This is a genomic window from Arthrobacter sp. OAP107, assembly GCF_040546765.1.
Taxonomy (GTDB): domain Bacteria; phylum Actinomycetota; class Actinomycetes; order Actinomycetales; family Micrococcaceae; genus Arthrobacter.
Genome location: NZ_JBEPOK010000001.1, coordinates 4,849,170 through 4,864,233, shown reverse-complemented (window position 1 = coordinate 4,864,233; position 15,064 = coordinate 4,849,170). Strand labels below are relative to the sequence as shown.

Genomic DNA, 15,064 nt, shown 5'->3' with positions numbered 1-15,064 from the left:
TTAGATATTGAAGGCGGGCTCGATCACCTTGGAGAAGAAACTCCGGGTGCGTTCTTCCTGCGGGTCGGTGAAAATGTCCTGCGGTTTGCCCCGTTCGACGATCTGGCCCTGGTCCATGAACACCACGGTGTCCGCCACGTCGCGGGCAAAACCCATCTCGTGCGTGACGATGATCAGGGTGGTGCCGGACTTGGCCAGCCCGCGGATCACGTCCAGCACCTCGTTGACCAGTTCGGGGTCAAGGGCGGAGGTGGGCTCGTCGAAGAGCAGGATCTTCGGGTCCAGTGCCAGCGCCCGGGCGATGGCGACGCGCTGCTGCTGGCCGCCGGAGAGCTGGCGGGGGTAGGCGCCGGCGCGGTCACGCAGGCCTACCCGGTCCAGGAGTTCCAGGCCGCGCTCGCGGGCTTCCGCCTGTGACCTCCCCTGCGCGACGACGGGCGCCTCGGTCACATTTTCAAGCGCCGTGAGGTGCGGGAACAGGTTGAAGTTCTGGAACACCATGCCGATTTCTGTGCGCTGCTTCAGGATGTCCTTCTCGGGCAGTTCGTGCAGCCTGTTGCCCCTGACCCGGTAGCCCACGAGCTGGCCGTCGATGGCGATGAACCCGGCATCCACCTTTTCCAGGTGGTTGATGGTCCGCAGCAGGGTGGACTTCCCGGAACCCGAAGGGCCGACGATGACGGCCACGCCGCCGGGCTCCACCGTCAGGGAGACGCCCTTCAGGACCTCGGTGGGTCCAAAGGACTTCCGGACCTTGGTGATCTCCACCAGCCCGCGGGTGGCGGCGGGGGCCTCAAGTGTTGTGCTCATCGGAGTCACTTCCTTCCGGTGGTGGTGGCCGTGTCCTTGGTGTTGACCGGGGCGTGGGTGGCAAAGAACTTCCGTGCCCTCTGCAGCGGCGTGAGGGGCAGGGTGCGCACCGCGCCCTTGGAGTAGTGGCGCTCGATGTAGTACTGGAACACGCTGAGCACGGAGGTGATCACCACGTACCAGAGGGTGGCCACGAGCAGCAGCGGCAGGACCTGCTGGGTGCGGTTATAAATGACCTGGACGGTGTAGAAGAGCTCGGAGTAGGCCAGGACGTAAACGATCGAGGTGCCCTTGACCAGGCCGATGATCTCGTTGAAGGCCGTGGGCAGGATGGCGCGCATGGCCTGCGGGAGCACGATCCGGGTGGACCGGCGCCAGGCCGGAATGCCCAGGGCGGCCGCCGCCTCGAGCTGGCCCTGGTCAACGGACAGGATGCCACCGCGGATGATCTCGGCAGAGTAGGCGGCCTGGTTCAGCGTCAGGCCGAGCACGGCCGCCGCGAACTGGCTGATCAGGGTGGTGGTCTGTGCCTCGAAGAACCGGATGTCCGTGAACGGAATTCCGAGGCTGATCTTCTCGTAGAGGTACCCAAGGTTGTACCAAAGGAGCATCTGGACCAGCAGCGGCGTGGACCGGAAGATCCACGAGAACGTCCAGGACACGGAGACCAGCAGCGGCGAAGCGGACAGCCGCATGAGGGCGAGGAGGAAGCCCAGGATGAAGCCAAGCGCCCCGGAGATGGCGGTGAGCTTGAGGGTCTCCACCAGGCCGTTCACCACGGACTTGGCGGTGAACCACTGGGCCACGACGCCCCATTCCCAGCGCGGGTTCGTGGCCAGGGACCACATCACCGCGGCCACGCCGAGAGCCACCACCACGGTGCCCACCCAGCGCCACGGACGGCGGGCGGGCACCAGGCGGTAGTCGGCGTAGTCGATGGCGGCACGCAGTTCGGCGGGCCGGGGCGGCACCGCCCGTGCCTCAGTGGGGGACTGGGACGTCCTGGTAGCTGCTGAACTCATGCGCCATCTCGCTTCTTCCGGTTGGTATTTCTGGGGCAGTTGGCTGCAAATCTAGGTGCGCCCGGAAGGCCGGGCAAAGCCGCCTGTTGCATTCGTTCACGGGGCTTAGCGGGGCGTCATGAGACGAATTCTTGCGCTGATTTACGGGCCATTACGCGGGGTGAACGGCCGTGACAGCGCCCTCGACCGGCGGTTTGTCCAGACCCTAGATTGAGGGCCCAAGCCCTTTTCCCGTGGCCCTTCCAAGGGTCCTTTCCACCAGGAGTTTCCGATGCCGGCGCAGCCCCCATCCGTGGTTTTCATCGGCGGTGGCCCGCGCACGGCCGGAATACTCGAACGGCTCGCGGCCAACCGCCCGGGGCTCGCGGGCGGCCCGATACAGATCCACATCGTGGAGCCGTACGAACCCGGCTCCGGCAGGATCTGGCGCTTCGACCAGGAACCCGGCCTCATGATGAACTCAACCGCGGCGGACGTCACGATGTTCACCGACTCCTCGGTGCTGTGCGAAGGGCCGCCCATCGACGGTCCAGGCCTTGCCGCATGGGCTGCCGGTGTCCGGGACGGCTCCATCACCGACGTGCCCGCCATGCCGCCGCACCTGCAGGAACAGCTGCGCTCACTGACGGGCAGCTCCTTTGCCACCCGGCAACTGCAGAGCAAATACCTCGAGTGGTTCTTCCGCCGCGCCGTCCGTGCCCTGGGCAGCGACGTCCGCGTCACGGTCCACCGCGACACCGCGGTCAGAGTCGAACCGGGTGAAACGGCCGGTGGCGCTTCCGACGATGGCGGGTACAGTGTGCGGCTTGCCGGCGGCGGCACCCTGCACGCCGACGTCGTGATTGCCGCCGTGGGGCACACCGACGCGGAACCCGATGCACGCTCCGCTGCCTGGTCCGCGTTTGCGGCCCGCCACGGCGGGTTCCATGCGGCACCCAGCTATACCACCGACGTCGACTATTCCCCCATCGCCCCGGGCCAGGACGTCATCGTCTCCGGGATGGGCCTGGCCTTCGTTGACCTGCTGGTGCTGCTCACCGAGGGCCGCGGCGGCCGTTTTGAAGAGAGGCCCGACGGCGGGCTGCGCTACCTTCCGTCCGGGGCCGAGCCCCGGCTCTGGGCCGGGTCACGCCGCGGCGTGCCGTTCCACTCCAAGATTTCCACGGCGCTGCGCGGTGAACCTGCGGCGGCGCCACGGTTCTTCACCGCTGACGCAGTCGGCGCGCTCCTGGAGGAGCACGCCGAACTGGATTTCCGCAGCCACCTCTGGCCCCTGATCGCCAAGGACGCCGGGTACGGCTACTACCGGGAGCTGTTCACCGGCAGCCCGGAGCGGGTGGCGCTGGGCTGGGACGAGTTTGCGGAGCGGTTTGCCGCCGTGGACTGGTACAGCTGCGCCCGCCGCGAGCTCGTCGCCGCCGCTGTACCCGACGCTGAGCTGCACCTGGACCTCGAACGGCTCGACAAGCCGTTCGGCGGCCAGCTCTTTGCCGGCCATGATGACGTCCAGGACGCGGTGGCTGCCTACATTGAGCATGACCTCGAGCTGCGGACGGGACCGGACCACCCGGAAACGCTGGCACTGTTCATGGCGCTGCTGAAGGTGTACATGGAGCTGGGCCGGATCGTTCCGTCCGAACGGTTGAACGCGCGCTCGCAGGAGGACGTGCACGGCTGGTGGCACGGCTTCTTCAGCTTCGTGGATTCCGGTCCGCCGCCCCGCCGCCTTCGCGAAATGCTGGCCGTCCACCGCGCCGGGCTGCTGCACTTCCTTGGACCGGGACTTGCGGTCGCCGCGGACGACGCCACCGGCGAGTTCGTGGCGACGTCGGCGCAGTCACCGGTGAGCCTGCGGACGAAGGCCTTCATCGAGGCCCGGCTGCCCGGCCCGGCCGTGGCCCGTTCCGCCAACCCGCTGCTGCGATCGCTGCACGGCACGGGCCTGGGCGCGGAGCAGCACCTGCTCACCTCCGACGGCGGCCACGCAACCGGCCGTCTCCTGATCACCGGCGGCCATCGGATCGTGGGCCGCGGTGGCGGGACCCGGCGCGGCCTGTTCGGCGTCGGCCCAGGGACCTCCGGCTGGGGAGCGGGCGCGTTTGCCCGGCCCGGCACCAACGCCGCACCCTTCCGGGAGAACGACGCCCTCGCGAGAACGATCCTCACTGCCGTGTCACGCTCCACCCTCACCGTCCTCGAACTGCCCATGCACGACCCCCGGGTCCGGCCGCTCCTGGACGAGCTCGCCGTCGAGTACGACACCCGCTATGGTGACCTGTTCGGCCGTGGCACGGCCGCCGAGGAACTGAACAGGTACCCGGCGGAGGAATTCGAGGCCCCGCGCGGCGCCCTGCTGATCCTCCAGGAGAACGGCGAGTCCGTGGCCGGCGGGGCTTACCGCCGCTACGACGCGGAAACCGCCGAGTTCAAGCGGATCTGGACGCACTCGGCGCACCGGCGGCGCGGGCTGGCCCGGCGGGTGCTGGCGGAACTCGAGCGGCTGGCCGCGGAGCGCGGTTACCGCAGCGTCTACCTCACCACGGGCCCGCGCCAGCCGGAGGCCAAGCATCTGTACCTGAATACCGGGTACACGGCTCAGTTCGACCTCGCCGCGGACCCCGAGACTATCGGGCCGCTGGCCTTCACGAAGAAACTGGACGTCCTGGCAGGGGACCCCGTCTTAGGCGCCGCCTCAGGACCGGGGTGAGGCGCCCAGGTTCACGGGGTCTTCATCGATCAGGTACGCAAACTCGGAGTGGGCGGCGATGTCGATGCCGCGCAGTTCGTCCTCCTCGTGGATGCGCAGGCCCATGGCCATGTCCACCACCTTGGCGATCACCCAGGTCAGGCCGAAGGAGTAGGCCAGCACGGCAACTGTGGCGATTGACTGGATGCCCAGCTGCCGCAGCCCGCCGCCGTACAGCAGGCCGCTGACGCCGTTGGGTGCGCTGCTCGTGGCGAAGATGCCGATCAGCAGAGTCCCGATGATGCCGCCCACGAGGTGCACACCCACCACGTCGAGGGAGTCGTCGAAGCCGAGACGGTACTTCCATTCGATGGCCAGCGAGCAGACAGCACCGGCGATGGCGCCGATGGCCACGGCACCCAGCGGGCTGACCGCGCCGCAGGCGGGCGTGATGGCCACGAGGGCGGAGACCAGCCCCGAGGCGGCACCCATGCTGGTGGTGGCGCCGTGCCTGATCCGTTCGACGACGGCCCAGGCGAGCAGGCCGGCGGACGCTGCCACGGCGGTGTTGAGGAACACCACCGACGCCGAATGGCCGGCGGTCAGCGCCGATCCGGCGTTGAACCCGAACCAGCCCACCCAGAGCAGGCCCGCGCCCACCAGCACCAGGGGGCGGCTGTGCGGCTTGGAGTGTTCCATCTTGGGCCAGCCGGAGCTGCGGCCCAAGACCAGTGCCAGGGCGAGGGCGGCTGCGCCGGCGTTCATGTGCACGGCCGTCCCGCCGGCGAAGTCGATGGCTTTGATGCCGTTGGCGATCCAGCCGCCCGTCACGGAGCCGTCCGCGGAGTTGAATGCGAAGACCCAGTGCGCGATGGGGAAGTAGACCAGCGTGGCCCACACGCCCGCGAACACCATCCAGGCGCCGAACTTCATCCGCCCGGCGGCCGCGCCGGCAACCAGGGCGGTGGTGACGCAGGCGAAGAACAGCTGGAAGGACGTGAACAGTGCCGCCGGCAGGGCGGCATCGGGATTATCCTTCAGCATTGGCTCGAGGCCTGCGTACTGCGTCACGTCCCCGATCAGGCCCAGGCCGTTCACGGAATTGCCAAAGGCCATCGAGTATCCAAACAGTGCCCACAGCACGGCCACGAGGCTGGCCCCGCCGAAGCACATCATCATCATGTTCAGGATCCTGCGTGATCCCACCATGCCCCCGTAGAAGAGGGCCAGGGCGGGAATCATCATGCACACCAGTGCGGAACTTGCGAGGATCCAGGCAACATCTCCAGCGTTCATTTCGAACTCCACTCAGGAATCGGTGGGTGGCATTTTTTGCTGAGACCCGGACGAATGCCGTTAGTCCCCACAACATAGGACTCCGGAAACTGCCTTAGGTTTCGGGAATGTAAATTGCTTGTAACCGTCACTGCACGCCAGACACGACGGCGGCGGCCCCCAAACCCGGGAGCCGCCGTCGTCGGACTTTGAACTGAAAAAGCCTTCCTAATGTGTGGTGCTGTGGGTGGTATTTCCTGACGTGTCCACCTCGCCGAGCAAGCCGGGCACGGCTCCGGCGACACCCAGGGAACCGATGGCGATTGCCCCCACCACGGCCAGCGCGCGGAGGTGGGCCGACGCCGTCGTCCGCCTCGCCGGACCGCCGTCACCCCTGCGCTTGGCGCGGAGCAGGACGACGGCGACCACCAGGGTCCCGAGCTCTAGGAGGGAGGCTGCGGTGTCGGCCAGGCCAAATGGCTCGGCCAGGTTGGAGTCGGGACCGAAAGGCAGCCCGGATGTGCGGGACCAGACCCACAGTGCCAGCGGAACCACGGAGGCGGCTGCGACGGCAACGAGGACGTTCTGGCTGGGCCGGCCCAGCAGCAGGGCTCCGCCGGCCGCCTCCGCCATGGCCAGGGCCAGGAAGAAGGCGCTGGCCGCCACCCAGTGGTTGAGATGGTCCGGGATGACCGCCAGGTGGATGGCGGCGCAGCCGAACAGCGCCACCGCGGCCAGCGTCAGCCTAAGGTCCGTGATGCCCGTCCGGTCACCTGCGGCCCGCGCACGGCGGGGAGCACCCTCGGGCGACGCCTTCGGCCGGCGGCTGACGTCCAGCCGCCCGCCCCCGGATGGCCACCGTCCACCCGGTCACCACGACGTTGGAGACCAGCAGCAGGCCGACGCCGTAGCCGAAGGCGGCAAGCTGGAGCCCCAGCGAGGACTGGTCCAGCTGATCCACGGACTGTACTGAGTTCGAATGGTGCAGGTGGCTCATCAGGTCATGCTGCAGGGCGTAGTCCCAGGCCTGGCTGGCGGCCAGCGTGAGGGCCCCGGCCAGGGTGCCGGCGGCGGCAATCAGCAGGGCCGTGGTGAGGAAGGCCTTCTTTCCCGCCGGCATCGGCCCGAACCACCGCATGGACAGTGTCACGGCAGCGATGACCGCCAGCACGAACACCGGGAGCAGCACGGTGGACTCCCGAAGCCAGCTGATGAACGGCTCCTGGGTCCGCTCGATGGCACCCACAGCACCCCTGAGCGAGACCATCCAGAAGCCGTCGGCGAAGGCCATCATCGCCGCCAGCGGGATGACCGTCAGCCAGGGGACCGCGGGGCGGGCCGGCGCCTCGGCGCCGGTCCCGCTGCTGCTCCAGCTGGCAGTGCCCGCCGGTACCGCTGTCATGGCGTGATCTCCCAGCCGAACATCATGGCGTGGTCCTCGTGCGCCAGGTTGTGGCAGTGGGCCACGTACGGTCCTGTGAAGTCGCGGAAGCCGCGGTAGATGACTGTCGCCTCGCCGGGATCCAGGGCCACCAGGTCCTCGCGTGACACGTCATCCGGATGGCCCTTGTCGCCGCCGCGGGTGACGTCCCTGCCGTTGCGCATGACCACCCGGTGTTCCTCCATGTGCAGGTGGAAGGGATGGACCCAGCCGCCGCCGCCGTTGCGGATCTCCCAGAGGTTGTAGCTGCCCATCTTCTGCTGGGCGAGCGGTGAGCGGCCTGCGCGGTTCTTGAGGCTGGTGGCCACGGTGTTCGGAGTGAACGGCTTGCCGTTGATGAGCCACTCCGTTTCGCCGCCGCCGGAGCCGCGCTCCACCTCGAAGATGAGCCGGTTGTCCAGCATGGTCTGCCAGTTGCTCGGCAGCGGCGGGAGCTCACGCATCATCCCGGTCGGGATCACGCTGTCATCGGGAGCGTCGTCGCCGATCACGAACTTGAGCACCGGGACCTTGTAAGCGGGGTCGGGCGAGAACCGGGACGAGTTGCTCCACATCCGGCCGTTGGGCATCTTCATCACGTCGGTGAGGTAGATGACGTCGCCCTTGGTCGTCGGCGTGCCGTCCTGGTACCTGGTGAAGTCGATTACCACTTCGCGCCGCTTGGCCGGCCACAGCTCAAAGGAATCACGCTTGATCGGGAACGGCAGCAGACCGCCGTCGGACGCGATCTGGGTGAACTGCATGCACTGCTGGCCGTCCGGGATACGGTACTGGCCCTCGAGTTCGTCGCCCTTGTAGCCGAGCGAAACCGAGGTCTTCGGACCCTTTGTGGAGCTCATCAGCTTGAACTCGTAGATCCGGGCGATGGACGCGTCCAGGAAGCGGAAGCGGTACTTGCGGCGCTTGACCTCCATGACGGGGTAGGCGGTGCCGTTCACGGTGAAGATGTCGCCCACGAACCCGTGGTTGGGGAAGTGCTTGTAGAAGGTCTTGCCCCACCACTCGGGGTGCTTGGCAGGGTTCTTGGCGTCCGGGAATTCCTTCTGCACGTCGTGGATGTCCTTGTGCATGGTGACGCCGTCATCCAGCCGGCAGTCGTAGAACGCCAGCGGGACGTCGTAGTCCACGTCGAACGACCCGTCCGGATTGTTCTTGCGGACCCCGGGAAGCCGAAGGCCCTTGGTCTCGTCGCCCATGTCCATGCCGTTCTTCGGGTCATAGATCGGGTACAGGCCCACCATGCCCTTGTAGACATTGGAACCTGTGTGGTCCATCCGGTGGTCGTGGAACCAGAAGAAGCTCTGCTTCTCCCGGTCGTCGCCGCCGGCGGGCCAGTTGAGGTACAGGTTGTCGCAGAACGTCTTCGGCAGGTAGCCCTCATACTTGGGTCCCCGGGTCATTGAATAGTGCGGGTTGCCGTCAGACTCCGGAGCGGTGTGGCCGTTGTGCAGGTGGGTCAGGAAGGACCAGTCCGGCGAGCCGAAGTCCTGGCGGTCCAGGTTCAGCGGGTTCTCATCCAGGTGGTTCTCGAACCGGACCAGGGCCGGCTTGCCGTATTCGGCATTGATCATCGGGCCCGGGAAGGTCCCGTTGAAGCCGTAGATGGTGCTCAGCGGCAGCGTGCGCTTGGTTCCGGCCGGGTACGTCTTGCGCTTCTCGTCGAAGGAGATCGTCGGGCGGCCGTTCGCATCGATGGGCAGCACCTGCGAGGTGGTGAACGCATGCTGCCGCAGCAGGATGTCGATCTTGTAGACGAGCGGGTCCGGATAGTTCAGCTTGGCGGGCCAGATCTGGTGCTGTTCGTTCTTGAACGAGCTCTGCTGGCCCTGGCCGGGCCCGGGCGGATCGCTCCATTCCGTGTAGCCCTTCGTGAAGGCATCCCCCACCGCCGGCGTCGGGGCCAGGGCCTTGGGGATGGGCAGCTTGTCCTGGAACGGCGACAGGATCAGCGGGCTGGTGGGAAAAGCCTCAATGTAGAACAGCAGGTCGCCGAGGGCGGTGGACGATGCGCCGAACGCGCCGTCGGGGGACAGGAGGCCCTTCTGCGCGAGCAGGGGGCCTGCCCAGCCCTGGGCGGCGACGAGGGCCGCGCCGGCACCTCCGGCCGCACCGATCCGCAAGACATTGCGGCGGGACACTGCATTGGTCGGCACTTCGTTTGTGGTTGCGGTTTCTTCTGACATGGGTATGCGCCTCCTTCGGGGCAAAAAAGAGTGGCCTGCTGGCCCCGGTATTCGAGCTTTCTCAGGGTCTTTCCCCGGTTTCTGCTCCGGGAAATCCTGGCCTTGCGGAAGCTGGCTGCGCTTGTCGTTGCCCCGCGCAACTACAGTGCGGGCAGGGGGTTGGGAAAACATTGGACGAATGCCGTGCATACCCCCTCAATGAGACGGGTATAAGGGGGTGGCCGTTCCAAGGCTACGGCCCAGTAAATAGAAGGAATTGGCCGGAAAGCGGCCGTTTTGGTGAAACGATCGATCAGAGGCCGGGTTCAACGGTCGGTCAGAAGCCCCACTAGAACAGCGGGGCGAGCCCGTTCCAGCCCGCGCCGACGCGCACCCGGGAGGCAAACTGTCCCGTGCCCAGCCCGGGATAGAGCCACAGGACGCCGGCGGCGTCGCGGGCCAGCAGGTCCGGGTTGCGGTCGCCGTTGAAGTCACCGGGACTTACGACGGCGGTCATGGCGTTCCAGCCGGCGCCCACCCGGACGCGGGGGAGCCAGCCGCCCGTGCCGCTGCCGCGGTACAGCCACAGGACGCCGGTGGCCGCCTCGCGCGCCAGGACGTCGGCGGCGCCGTCGTTGTTCATGTCGCCCGGACCGGCCAGGGCATTGAAGGCATTCCAGCCGGATCCCACGCGGATCCGCGGCAGGAACGCGCCGGTGCCGTTGCCGCGGTACAGCCAGAGGAAGCCGGTGGCAGACTCGCGGGCGAGGATGTCCACGCGCTGGTCGCCGTTGAAGTCACCGGGGCCAACGATCGCGCTGAAGCTGTTCCACCCGGTGCCGAGCCGGATCCGTGGGAGGAACCCGCCGGTGCCGTTGCCGCGGTACATCCACAGGTATCCGGTGGCGGCCTCCCTGGCGAAGACGTCCTGCGGGCCGTCGCCGTTGAAGTCGCCGGGTGTTTCAAGGGCGTTGAAGCCGTTCCAGCCGGTGCCGATGCGCACGCCGGGGAGCCGGCCCCCGCGGCCGTTCCCCGGGTACAGCCGCAGCTCGGCCGTGGCCGTCACGCGGGTCAGGATGTCCGTGTTCCAGTCCCCGTTGAAGTCGCCGGTCGAGCGCGACAGGGTGGACGCCGGGATGGGCAGGGGTGTGAAGGCATAGGGGTCGCAGGTGAGGTCGTAGTCCCGGACGTCGTCGTACCACTGGGAAAGGTACACGCGGCCGCCGGAGAAACTGGCGGTGCGGCAGAGGTTCTGGGCTTCGCCGGGGAAATCCAGCCGGCCGGCGGTGGCCCACACCGGAACACCGGAGAGGCGCCAGGAGCCGGTGATGCTTGTCCAGCCGGAGGCGAACGAGTACAGGCCATAGGAATAGCCGGAGTCGCGCAGGCCGCGCATCAGGCCCTCGACGATGTACCGGTTTTCGCGCTGCTGCGCGGCGCTCGCGGTGGGCCACGGCTGGGCCGGGCGGGGTTCGACGTCGATCCACACCACACGTGGCGCAAACCGCGCCCGCGCCAGGCTGGCCACCGCATACCTTGCTTCCGCGTAGCCGACGTTGGAGAGCTGCCCCGCCCGGGTGGCTGCGGACCACGGTCCCTGGGACCGGTAAGTGGTGAGCTGGGCGGCCGTGGGGAAGGCGGCCATGGTGTAGGCCTGGGCCGGTTTGCGGTTGCTGGAAGCCCAGGTGACCTGGCTGGCCAGGCACGGGTTCTCTGTGAAGGGCAGTCCCTTCGTCAGGCCGATCACCACGAACTGGGATGACGCCGGCGGAAGCGGCAGGCCAAAGCCGCCCACCGCCGTCGGGCATTGGGGCCAGGAGATGTCGTGGCCGTTGAGCGATACGGCGCGTGCGGGGGCGGCGCCGGGCAGGTAACTGAAGAGGAGGGCGAGCAGGAGCAGGAGCCCCGTCAGCATGTGCCGTGCGGATAATCCGCCCCCCGAATGATGAACTTTGCCGTCCATCGCCAGCGCTCCTTTGCTCCCACCAGTGTACGTCCGGCCGCGTCCATCCGTGCCGCGCCTATTCGTGTTCAGGGCCGTGGGTCGCGCACAATTACCCCATGGCAAAAAGCAATGCCCGGCTGCCCCGGCTTGAGGACGTGGCGGAGCGCGCCGGGGTCTCGCACCAGACTGTGTCCCGGGTGATCAACAACCATCCCAACGTCAGCAAGGCCACGCGCGAGCGCGTGGAGGTCGCCATCGCGGAGCTGGGCTACCGGCGCAACACCGCGGCCCGGAGCCTGGTTACGCGGAAGTCGCAGACCATCGGGGTGCTTGGCAGCGAGCTGTCCCAGTACGGTCCGGCCAACACGCTGCTGGGGGTGGAGCAGGCCGCACGGGATGCCGGCTATTTCGTCAGCATCGCCGCCCTCCGCTCGGTGAGCCGGGAGGGGATCTTCGATGCCATCCGGCACTTCCTGGACCAGTCAGTGGACGGCATCGTGGTGATCGTGCCGCATTCCGAGACGCTTGTGGCCCTGGCCGAACTGAACCCTGGCGTGCCGGTGGTGGCCGTGGGGTCGCTGGGGAGCGAGGCGGTGAGCGGCGCCATGGTGGACCAGAAGCGGGGGGCCGAGCTCGCCGTCGGGCATTTGATTGAGCAGGGCCACCGCCGGATCGGCCACATTGCGGGGCCGCAGGACTGGATCGACGCGGTGGCGCGCGCCGAGGGCTGGAGCGCCGCGCTGCGCGGGGCCGGGCTGGACGACAGCCTGGTAGTCGAGGGGGACTGGAGCGCCGGCAGCGGCTACGAGATCGGCCGGAAGCTGGCCGCCGAACGGACCGCTACCGCGCTGTTCGTGGGCAACGACCAGATGTCCCTGGGCCTGCTCCGTGCCTTCAATGAGGCGGGCGTCCGGGTCCCCGAGGATGTCTCCGTGGTGGGCTTTGACGACCAGCCGGAGTCGGGCTACTTCACGCCGCCGCTCACCACCGTCCGCCAGGACTTTGAGGAACTCGGCAGGCGCTGCATGGACCTGATGCTGAGCGCCATCGCGAACGGGGACACGGTGAGTACCACTGTGGTGGAGCCCGAGCTCGTGGTCCGCCGGAGCACCGCCGCCCCTGCCTGAAGGTATCGATCGCCAAATCGGTGATCGGCAGCACTTGACGCAGCAAGTTGTTAGCGCTCACAATAGTTTCAGCCCGATAAGCAGCGGGCCATCATTTGGAGGATTCATGGACGTCACAGCAGACGGCAGCGAAAACTATGTCATCGGGGTGGACTACGGCACCCTGTCCGGCCCGGGCCGTGGTTGTGCGGGTCCGGGACGGCAAGGAACTCGGCAGCGGGGTGTTCGACTACCCGCATGCGGTGGTCACCGAAGCGCTTCCGGCAGACGTGGCCGGCAACGGCGCAGCCCGCCTGCCCGGGGAATGGGCGCTGCAGGTGCCTAACGACTACCGCGAGGTGCTCCGGAACGCTGTTCCCGCCGCAATCGCTGATGCCGGGATCGACCCGGCCGCCGTCGTCGGGATCGCCACGGACTTCACGGCCTGCACCATGGTGCCCGTCAAGGCAGACGGCACCCCGCTGAACGAGGTTCCGGGCTTCGCCAACCGCCCGCACGCGTATGTGAAGCTGTGGCGCCACCACGCCGCGCAGGGCCAGGCGGACCGCATCAACGCGCTCGCCGCGGAGCTCGGCGAATCATGGCTGCCCCGGTACGGCGGACTGATCTCCTCCGAGTGGGAATTCGCCAAGGGGCTGCAGCTGCTGGAGGAGGACCCGGAGGCCTACGCCGAAATGGACCACTGGGTGGAAGCCGCCGACTGGATCGTCTGGCAGCTCTGCGGAAACTACGTCCGCAACGCCTGCACCGCCGGATACAAGGGCATCTACCAGGACGGCCACTACCCGTCCAATGGCTTCCTCGCCGCCCTGAACCCGCAGTTCAAGGACTTCGTCAGCGCCAAGCTGGATCACACCATCGGACGCCTGGGCGACGCCGCCGGCTACCTCACGGCCGAAGCCGCCGCCTGGACCGGCCTGCCGGAGGGCATCGCCGTCGCCGTCGGCAACGTGGACGCGCACGTCACCGCCCCGGCCGCGAAGGCCGTGGAGCCGGGCCAGCTCGTGGCCATCATGGGCACCTCCACCTGCCACGTCATGAACGGCGCCGAGCTCCATGAGGTGCCGGGCATGTGCGGCGTGGTGGACGGCGGCATCGTGGACGGGCTCTGGGGCTACGAGGCCGGCCAGTCAGGCGTGGGTGACATCTTCGGCTGGTTCACCAAATACGGCGTCCCGCCGGAATACCACGAGGCCGCCGCCAAGGCAGGGCAGGGCATCCACGAATACCTGACGGACCTGGCCTCCGGCCAGACGATCGGCGAGCACGGCCTGATCGCACTCGACTGGCACTCCGGCAACCGCTCCGTGCTGGTGGACCACGAACTCTCCGGCGTGGTGGTCGGACAGACCCTGGCCACCCGCCCGGAGGACATCTACCGGGCGCTGCTCGAGGCCACCGCGTTCGGCACCCGCACCATCGTCGAGGCCTTCCGCGATTCCGGTGTCCCGGTCAAGGAATTCATCGTGGCCGGCGGCCTGCTGAAGAACCGGCTCCTCATGCAGATCTATTCTGATGTGACCGGCCTCCAGCTCTCCACCATCGGCTCAACCCAGGGCCCGGCCCTCGGGTCGGCGATCCACGCCGCCGTGGCCGCCGGAAAGTATGCCGATGTCCGGGCCGCCTCCGAGGCGATGGGCGCGGCGCCCGGCGCCGTGTACACCCCCATCCCGGAAAACGTCGCCGCCTACGACGAACTGTTCCGTGAATACCGGACCCTGCACGATTACTTCGGCAGGGGAACCAACGACGTCATGCACCGGCTCAAGGCCATCCAGCGCAACGCCGCCAAGGCCATAAGTTCCCAGTCCCTGCTCGCTGAGGAGGTTCCGGCATGAGCGCCCTGCTGGAAACCATTGCCCGTGTCCGCCGCGAGGTCTGCGAACTGCACGCCGAACTGACCCGGTACGACCTGGTGGTCTGGACCGCAGGGAACGTATCCGGGCGGATCCCCGGCTATGACCTCATGGTCATCAAGCCCTCGGGCCTCTCCTACGACGCCCTGACCCCCGAAACCATGGTGGTCACCGACCTTTACGGCACCCCGGTCAGCAGCCTGAGCGCGGATGCCGACGGCGTCCCGGCCCAATGGGAGAACCCGGGCCTCTCGCCGTCGTCGGACACCGCGGCGCACGCCTACGTGTACCGGAACATGCCCGACGTCGGCGGCGTGGTCCACACCCACTCCACCTACGCCACGGCCTGGGCCGCGCGCGGGGAGGAGATCCCGTGCGTGCTGACCATGATGGGCGACGAGTTCGGCGGCCCCATCCCGGTGGGCCCGTTCGCGCTCATCGGCGACGATTCGATCGGCCGCGGCATCGTCGAGACCCTGCAGGGATCCAACTCCCCGGCCGTGCTGATGCAGAACCACGGCCCGTTCACCATCGGCAAGGACGCCCGCTCCGCGGTCAAGGCCGCCGTGATGTGCGAGGAGGTGGCACGCACGGTCCACATTTCGCGCCAACTCGGCGAACCGCTGCCCATCGACCAGGGCCAGATCGAGTCGCTCTACGACCGCTACCAGAACGTCTACGGACGCTAGGACCGGCACCGCCCCCAGCAACACCCGCCGCCACGCGCGGCCCCCACGACT

Annotated in this window: 10 protein-coding genes and 2 pseudogenes; 5 read left to right on the top strand and 7 right to left on the bottom strand. The window is 67.9% G+C overall.

Going from position 1 to position 15,064, the window contains the following annotated elements:
• Positions 1-810 carry an amino acid ABC transporter ATP-binding protein gene (locus ABIE00_RS22310; protein ID WP_354262809.1) on the bottom strand — a complete coding sequence of 270 codons (810 nt, stop codon included), beginning with the start codon at positions 808-810 and terminating at the stop codon, positions 1-3.
• A 5-nt stretch (positions 811-815) separates the two neighbouring features.
• Positions 816-1,832, bottom strand: coding sequence for an amino acid ABC transporter permease (locus ABIE00_RS22305; protein WP_354262808.1), 1,017 nt, complete (start codon positions 1,830-1,832; stop codon positions 816-818).
• 271 nt (positions 1,833-2,103) lie between these two features.
• On the opposite strand from ABIE00_RS22305, the pseudogene ABIE00_RS22300 reads away from it, so the two are divergent.
• Positions 2,104-4,008: pseudogene (locus ABIE00_RS22300) on the top strand (FAD/NAD(P)-binding protein); the annotation flags it as partial.
• Positions 4,009-4,038: 30 nt separating this feature from the next.
• Entirely contained in the window at positions 4,039-4,539 is a 501-nt protein-coding gene (locus ABIE00_RS22295; RefSeq protein WP_354263489.1) for a GNAT family N-acetyltransferase, read from the top strand.
• Here the strand turns inward: ABIE00_RS22295 and ABIE00_RS22290 are convergent.
• The 5 genes from ABIE00_RS22290 to ABIE00_RS22270 form a co-directional block, all read right to left on the bottom strand.
• The gene (locus ABIE00_RS22290; protein ID WP_354262807.1) at positions 4,525-5,814 is read right to left on the bottom strand and encodes an ammonium transporter; all 1,290 of its coding nucleotides are present in this window, start codon (positions 5,812-5,814) and stop codon (positions 4,525-4,527) included. The two genes, ABIE00_RS22295 and ABIE00_RS22290, sit on opposite strands and share 15 nt — an antisense overlap.
• Positions 5,815-6,021: 207 nt before the next feature.
• Positions 6,022-6,522 (bottom strand): hypothetical protein, encoded by a 501-nt coding sequence (locus ABIE00_RS22285; RefSeq protein ID WP_354262806.1) that lies wholly within the window; start codon positions 6,520-6,522, stop codon positions 6,022-6,024.
• Between the two features lie 40 nt (positions 6,523-6,562).
• Positions 6,563-7,195, bottom strand: coding sequence for a hypothetical protein (locus ABIE00_RS22280; protein ID WP_354262805.1), 633 nt, complete (start codon positions 7,193-7,195; stop codon positions 6,563-6,565).
• Positions 7,192-9,417 carry a multicopper oxidase family protein gene (locus tag ABIE00_RS22275; protein WP_354262803.1) on the bottom strand — a complete coding sequence of 742 codons (2,226 nt, stop codon included), beginning with the start codon at positions 9,415-9,417 and terminating at the stop codon, positions 7,192-7,194. The genes ABIE00_RS22280 and ABIE00_RS22275 overlap by 4 nt, the downstream gene beginning before the upstream one ends.
• 328 nt (positions 9,418-9,745) lie before the next feature.
• Entirely contained in the window at positions 9,746-11,311 is a 1,566-nt protein-coding gene (locus tag ABIE00_RS22270; RefSeq protein ID WP_354262802.1) for an FG-GAP-like repeat-containing protein, read from the bottom strand.
• A 146-nt stretch (positions 11,312-11,457) separates the two neighbouring features.
• On the opposite strand from ABIE00_RS22270, the gene ABIE00_RS22265 reads away from it, so the two are divergent.
• The 3 genes and pseudogenes from ABIE00_RS22265 (at position 11,458) to ABIE00_RS22255 (ending at position 15,013) form a co-directional block, all read left to right on the top strand.
• Positions 11,458-12,468 (top strand): LacI family DNA-binding transcriptional regulator, encoded by a 1,011-nt coding sequence (locus tag ABIE00_RS22265; protein WP_354262801.1) that lies wholly within the window; start codon positions 11,458-11,460, stop codon positions 12,466-12,468.
• A 106-nt stretch (positions 12,469-12,574) separates the two neighbouring features.
• Positions 12,575-14,306: pseudogene (araB, locus tag ABIE00_RS22260) on the top strand (ribulokinase).
• Positions 14,303-15,013: an L-ribulose-5-phosphate 4-epimerase gene (locus ABIE00_RS22255; RefSeq protein WP_354262800.1), complete on the top strand. Its 711-nt coding sequence runs from the start codon at positions 14,303-14,305 to the stop codon at positions 15,011-15,013. Before araB ends, ABIE00_RS22255 begins: the two are co-directional and overlap by 4 nt.
• The last annotated feature ends 51 nt before the right edge of the window (positions 15,014-15,064 follow it).

Coding starts and splice junctions, on each gene's coding strand:
- ABIE00_RS22270 (WP_354262802.1), bottom strand. CDS start 11,311: ATGCTGACGGGGCTCCTGCTCCTGCTCGCCCTCCTCTTCAGTTACCTG.
- ABIE00_RS22265 (WP_354262801.1), top strand. CDS start 11,458: ATGGCAAAAAGCAATGCCCGGCTGCCCCGGCTTGAGGACGTGGCGGAG.
- ABIE00_RS22310 (WP_354262809.1), bottom strand. CDS start 810: ATGAGCACAACACTTGAGGCCCCCGCCGCCACCCGCGGGCTGGTGGAG.
- ABIE00_RS22255 (WP_354262800.1), top strand. CDS start 14,303: ATGAGCGCCCTGCTGGAAACCATTGCCCGTGTCCGCCGCGAGGTCTGC.
- ABIE00_RS22305 (WP_354262808.1), bottom strand. CDS start 1,832: ATGAGTTCAGCAGCTACCAGGACGTCCCAGTCCCCCACTGAGGCACGG.
- ABIE00_RS22280 (WP_354262805.1), bottom strand. CDS start 7,195: ATGACAGCGGTACCGGCGGGCACTGCCAGCTGGAGCAGCAGCGGGACC.
- ABIE00_RS22295 (WP_354263489.1), top strand. CDS start 4,039: ATGCACGACCCCCGGGTCCGGCCGCTCCTGGACGAGCTCGCCGTCGAG.
- ABIE00_RS22290 (WP_354262807.1), bottom strand. CDS start 5,814: ATGAACGCTGGAGATGTTGCCTGGATCCTCGCAAGTTCCGCACTGGTG.
- ABIE00_RS22275 (WP_354262803.1), bottom strand. CDS start 9,417: ATGTCAGAAGAAACCGCAACCACAAACGAAGTGCCGACCAATGCAGTG.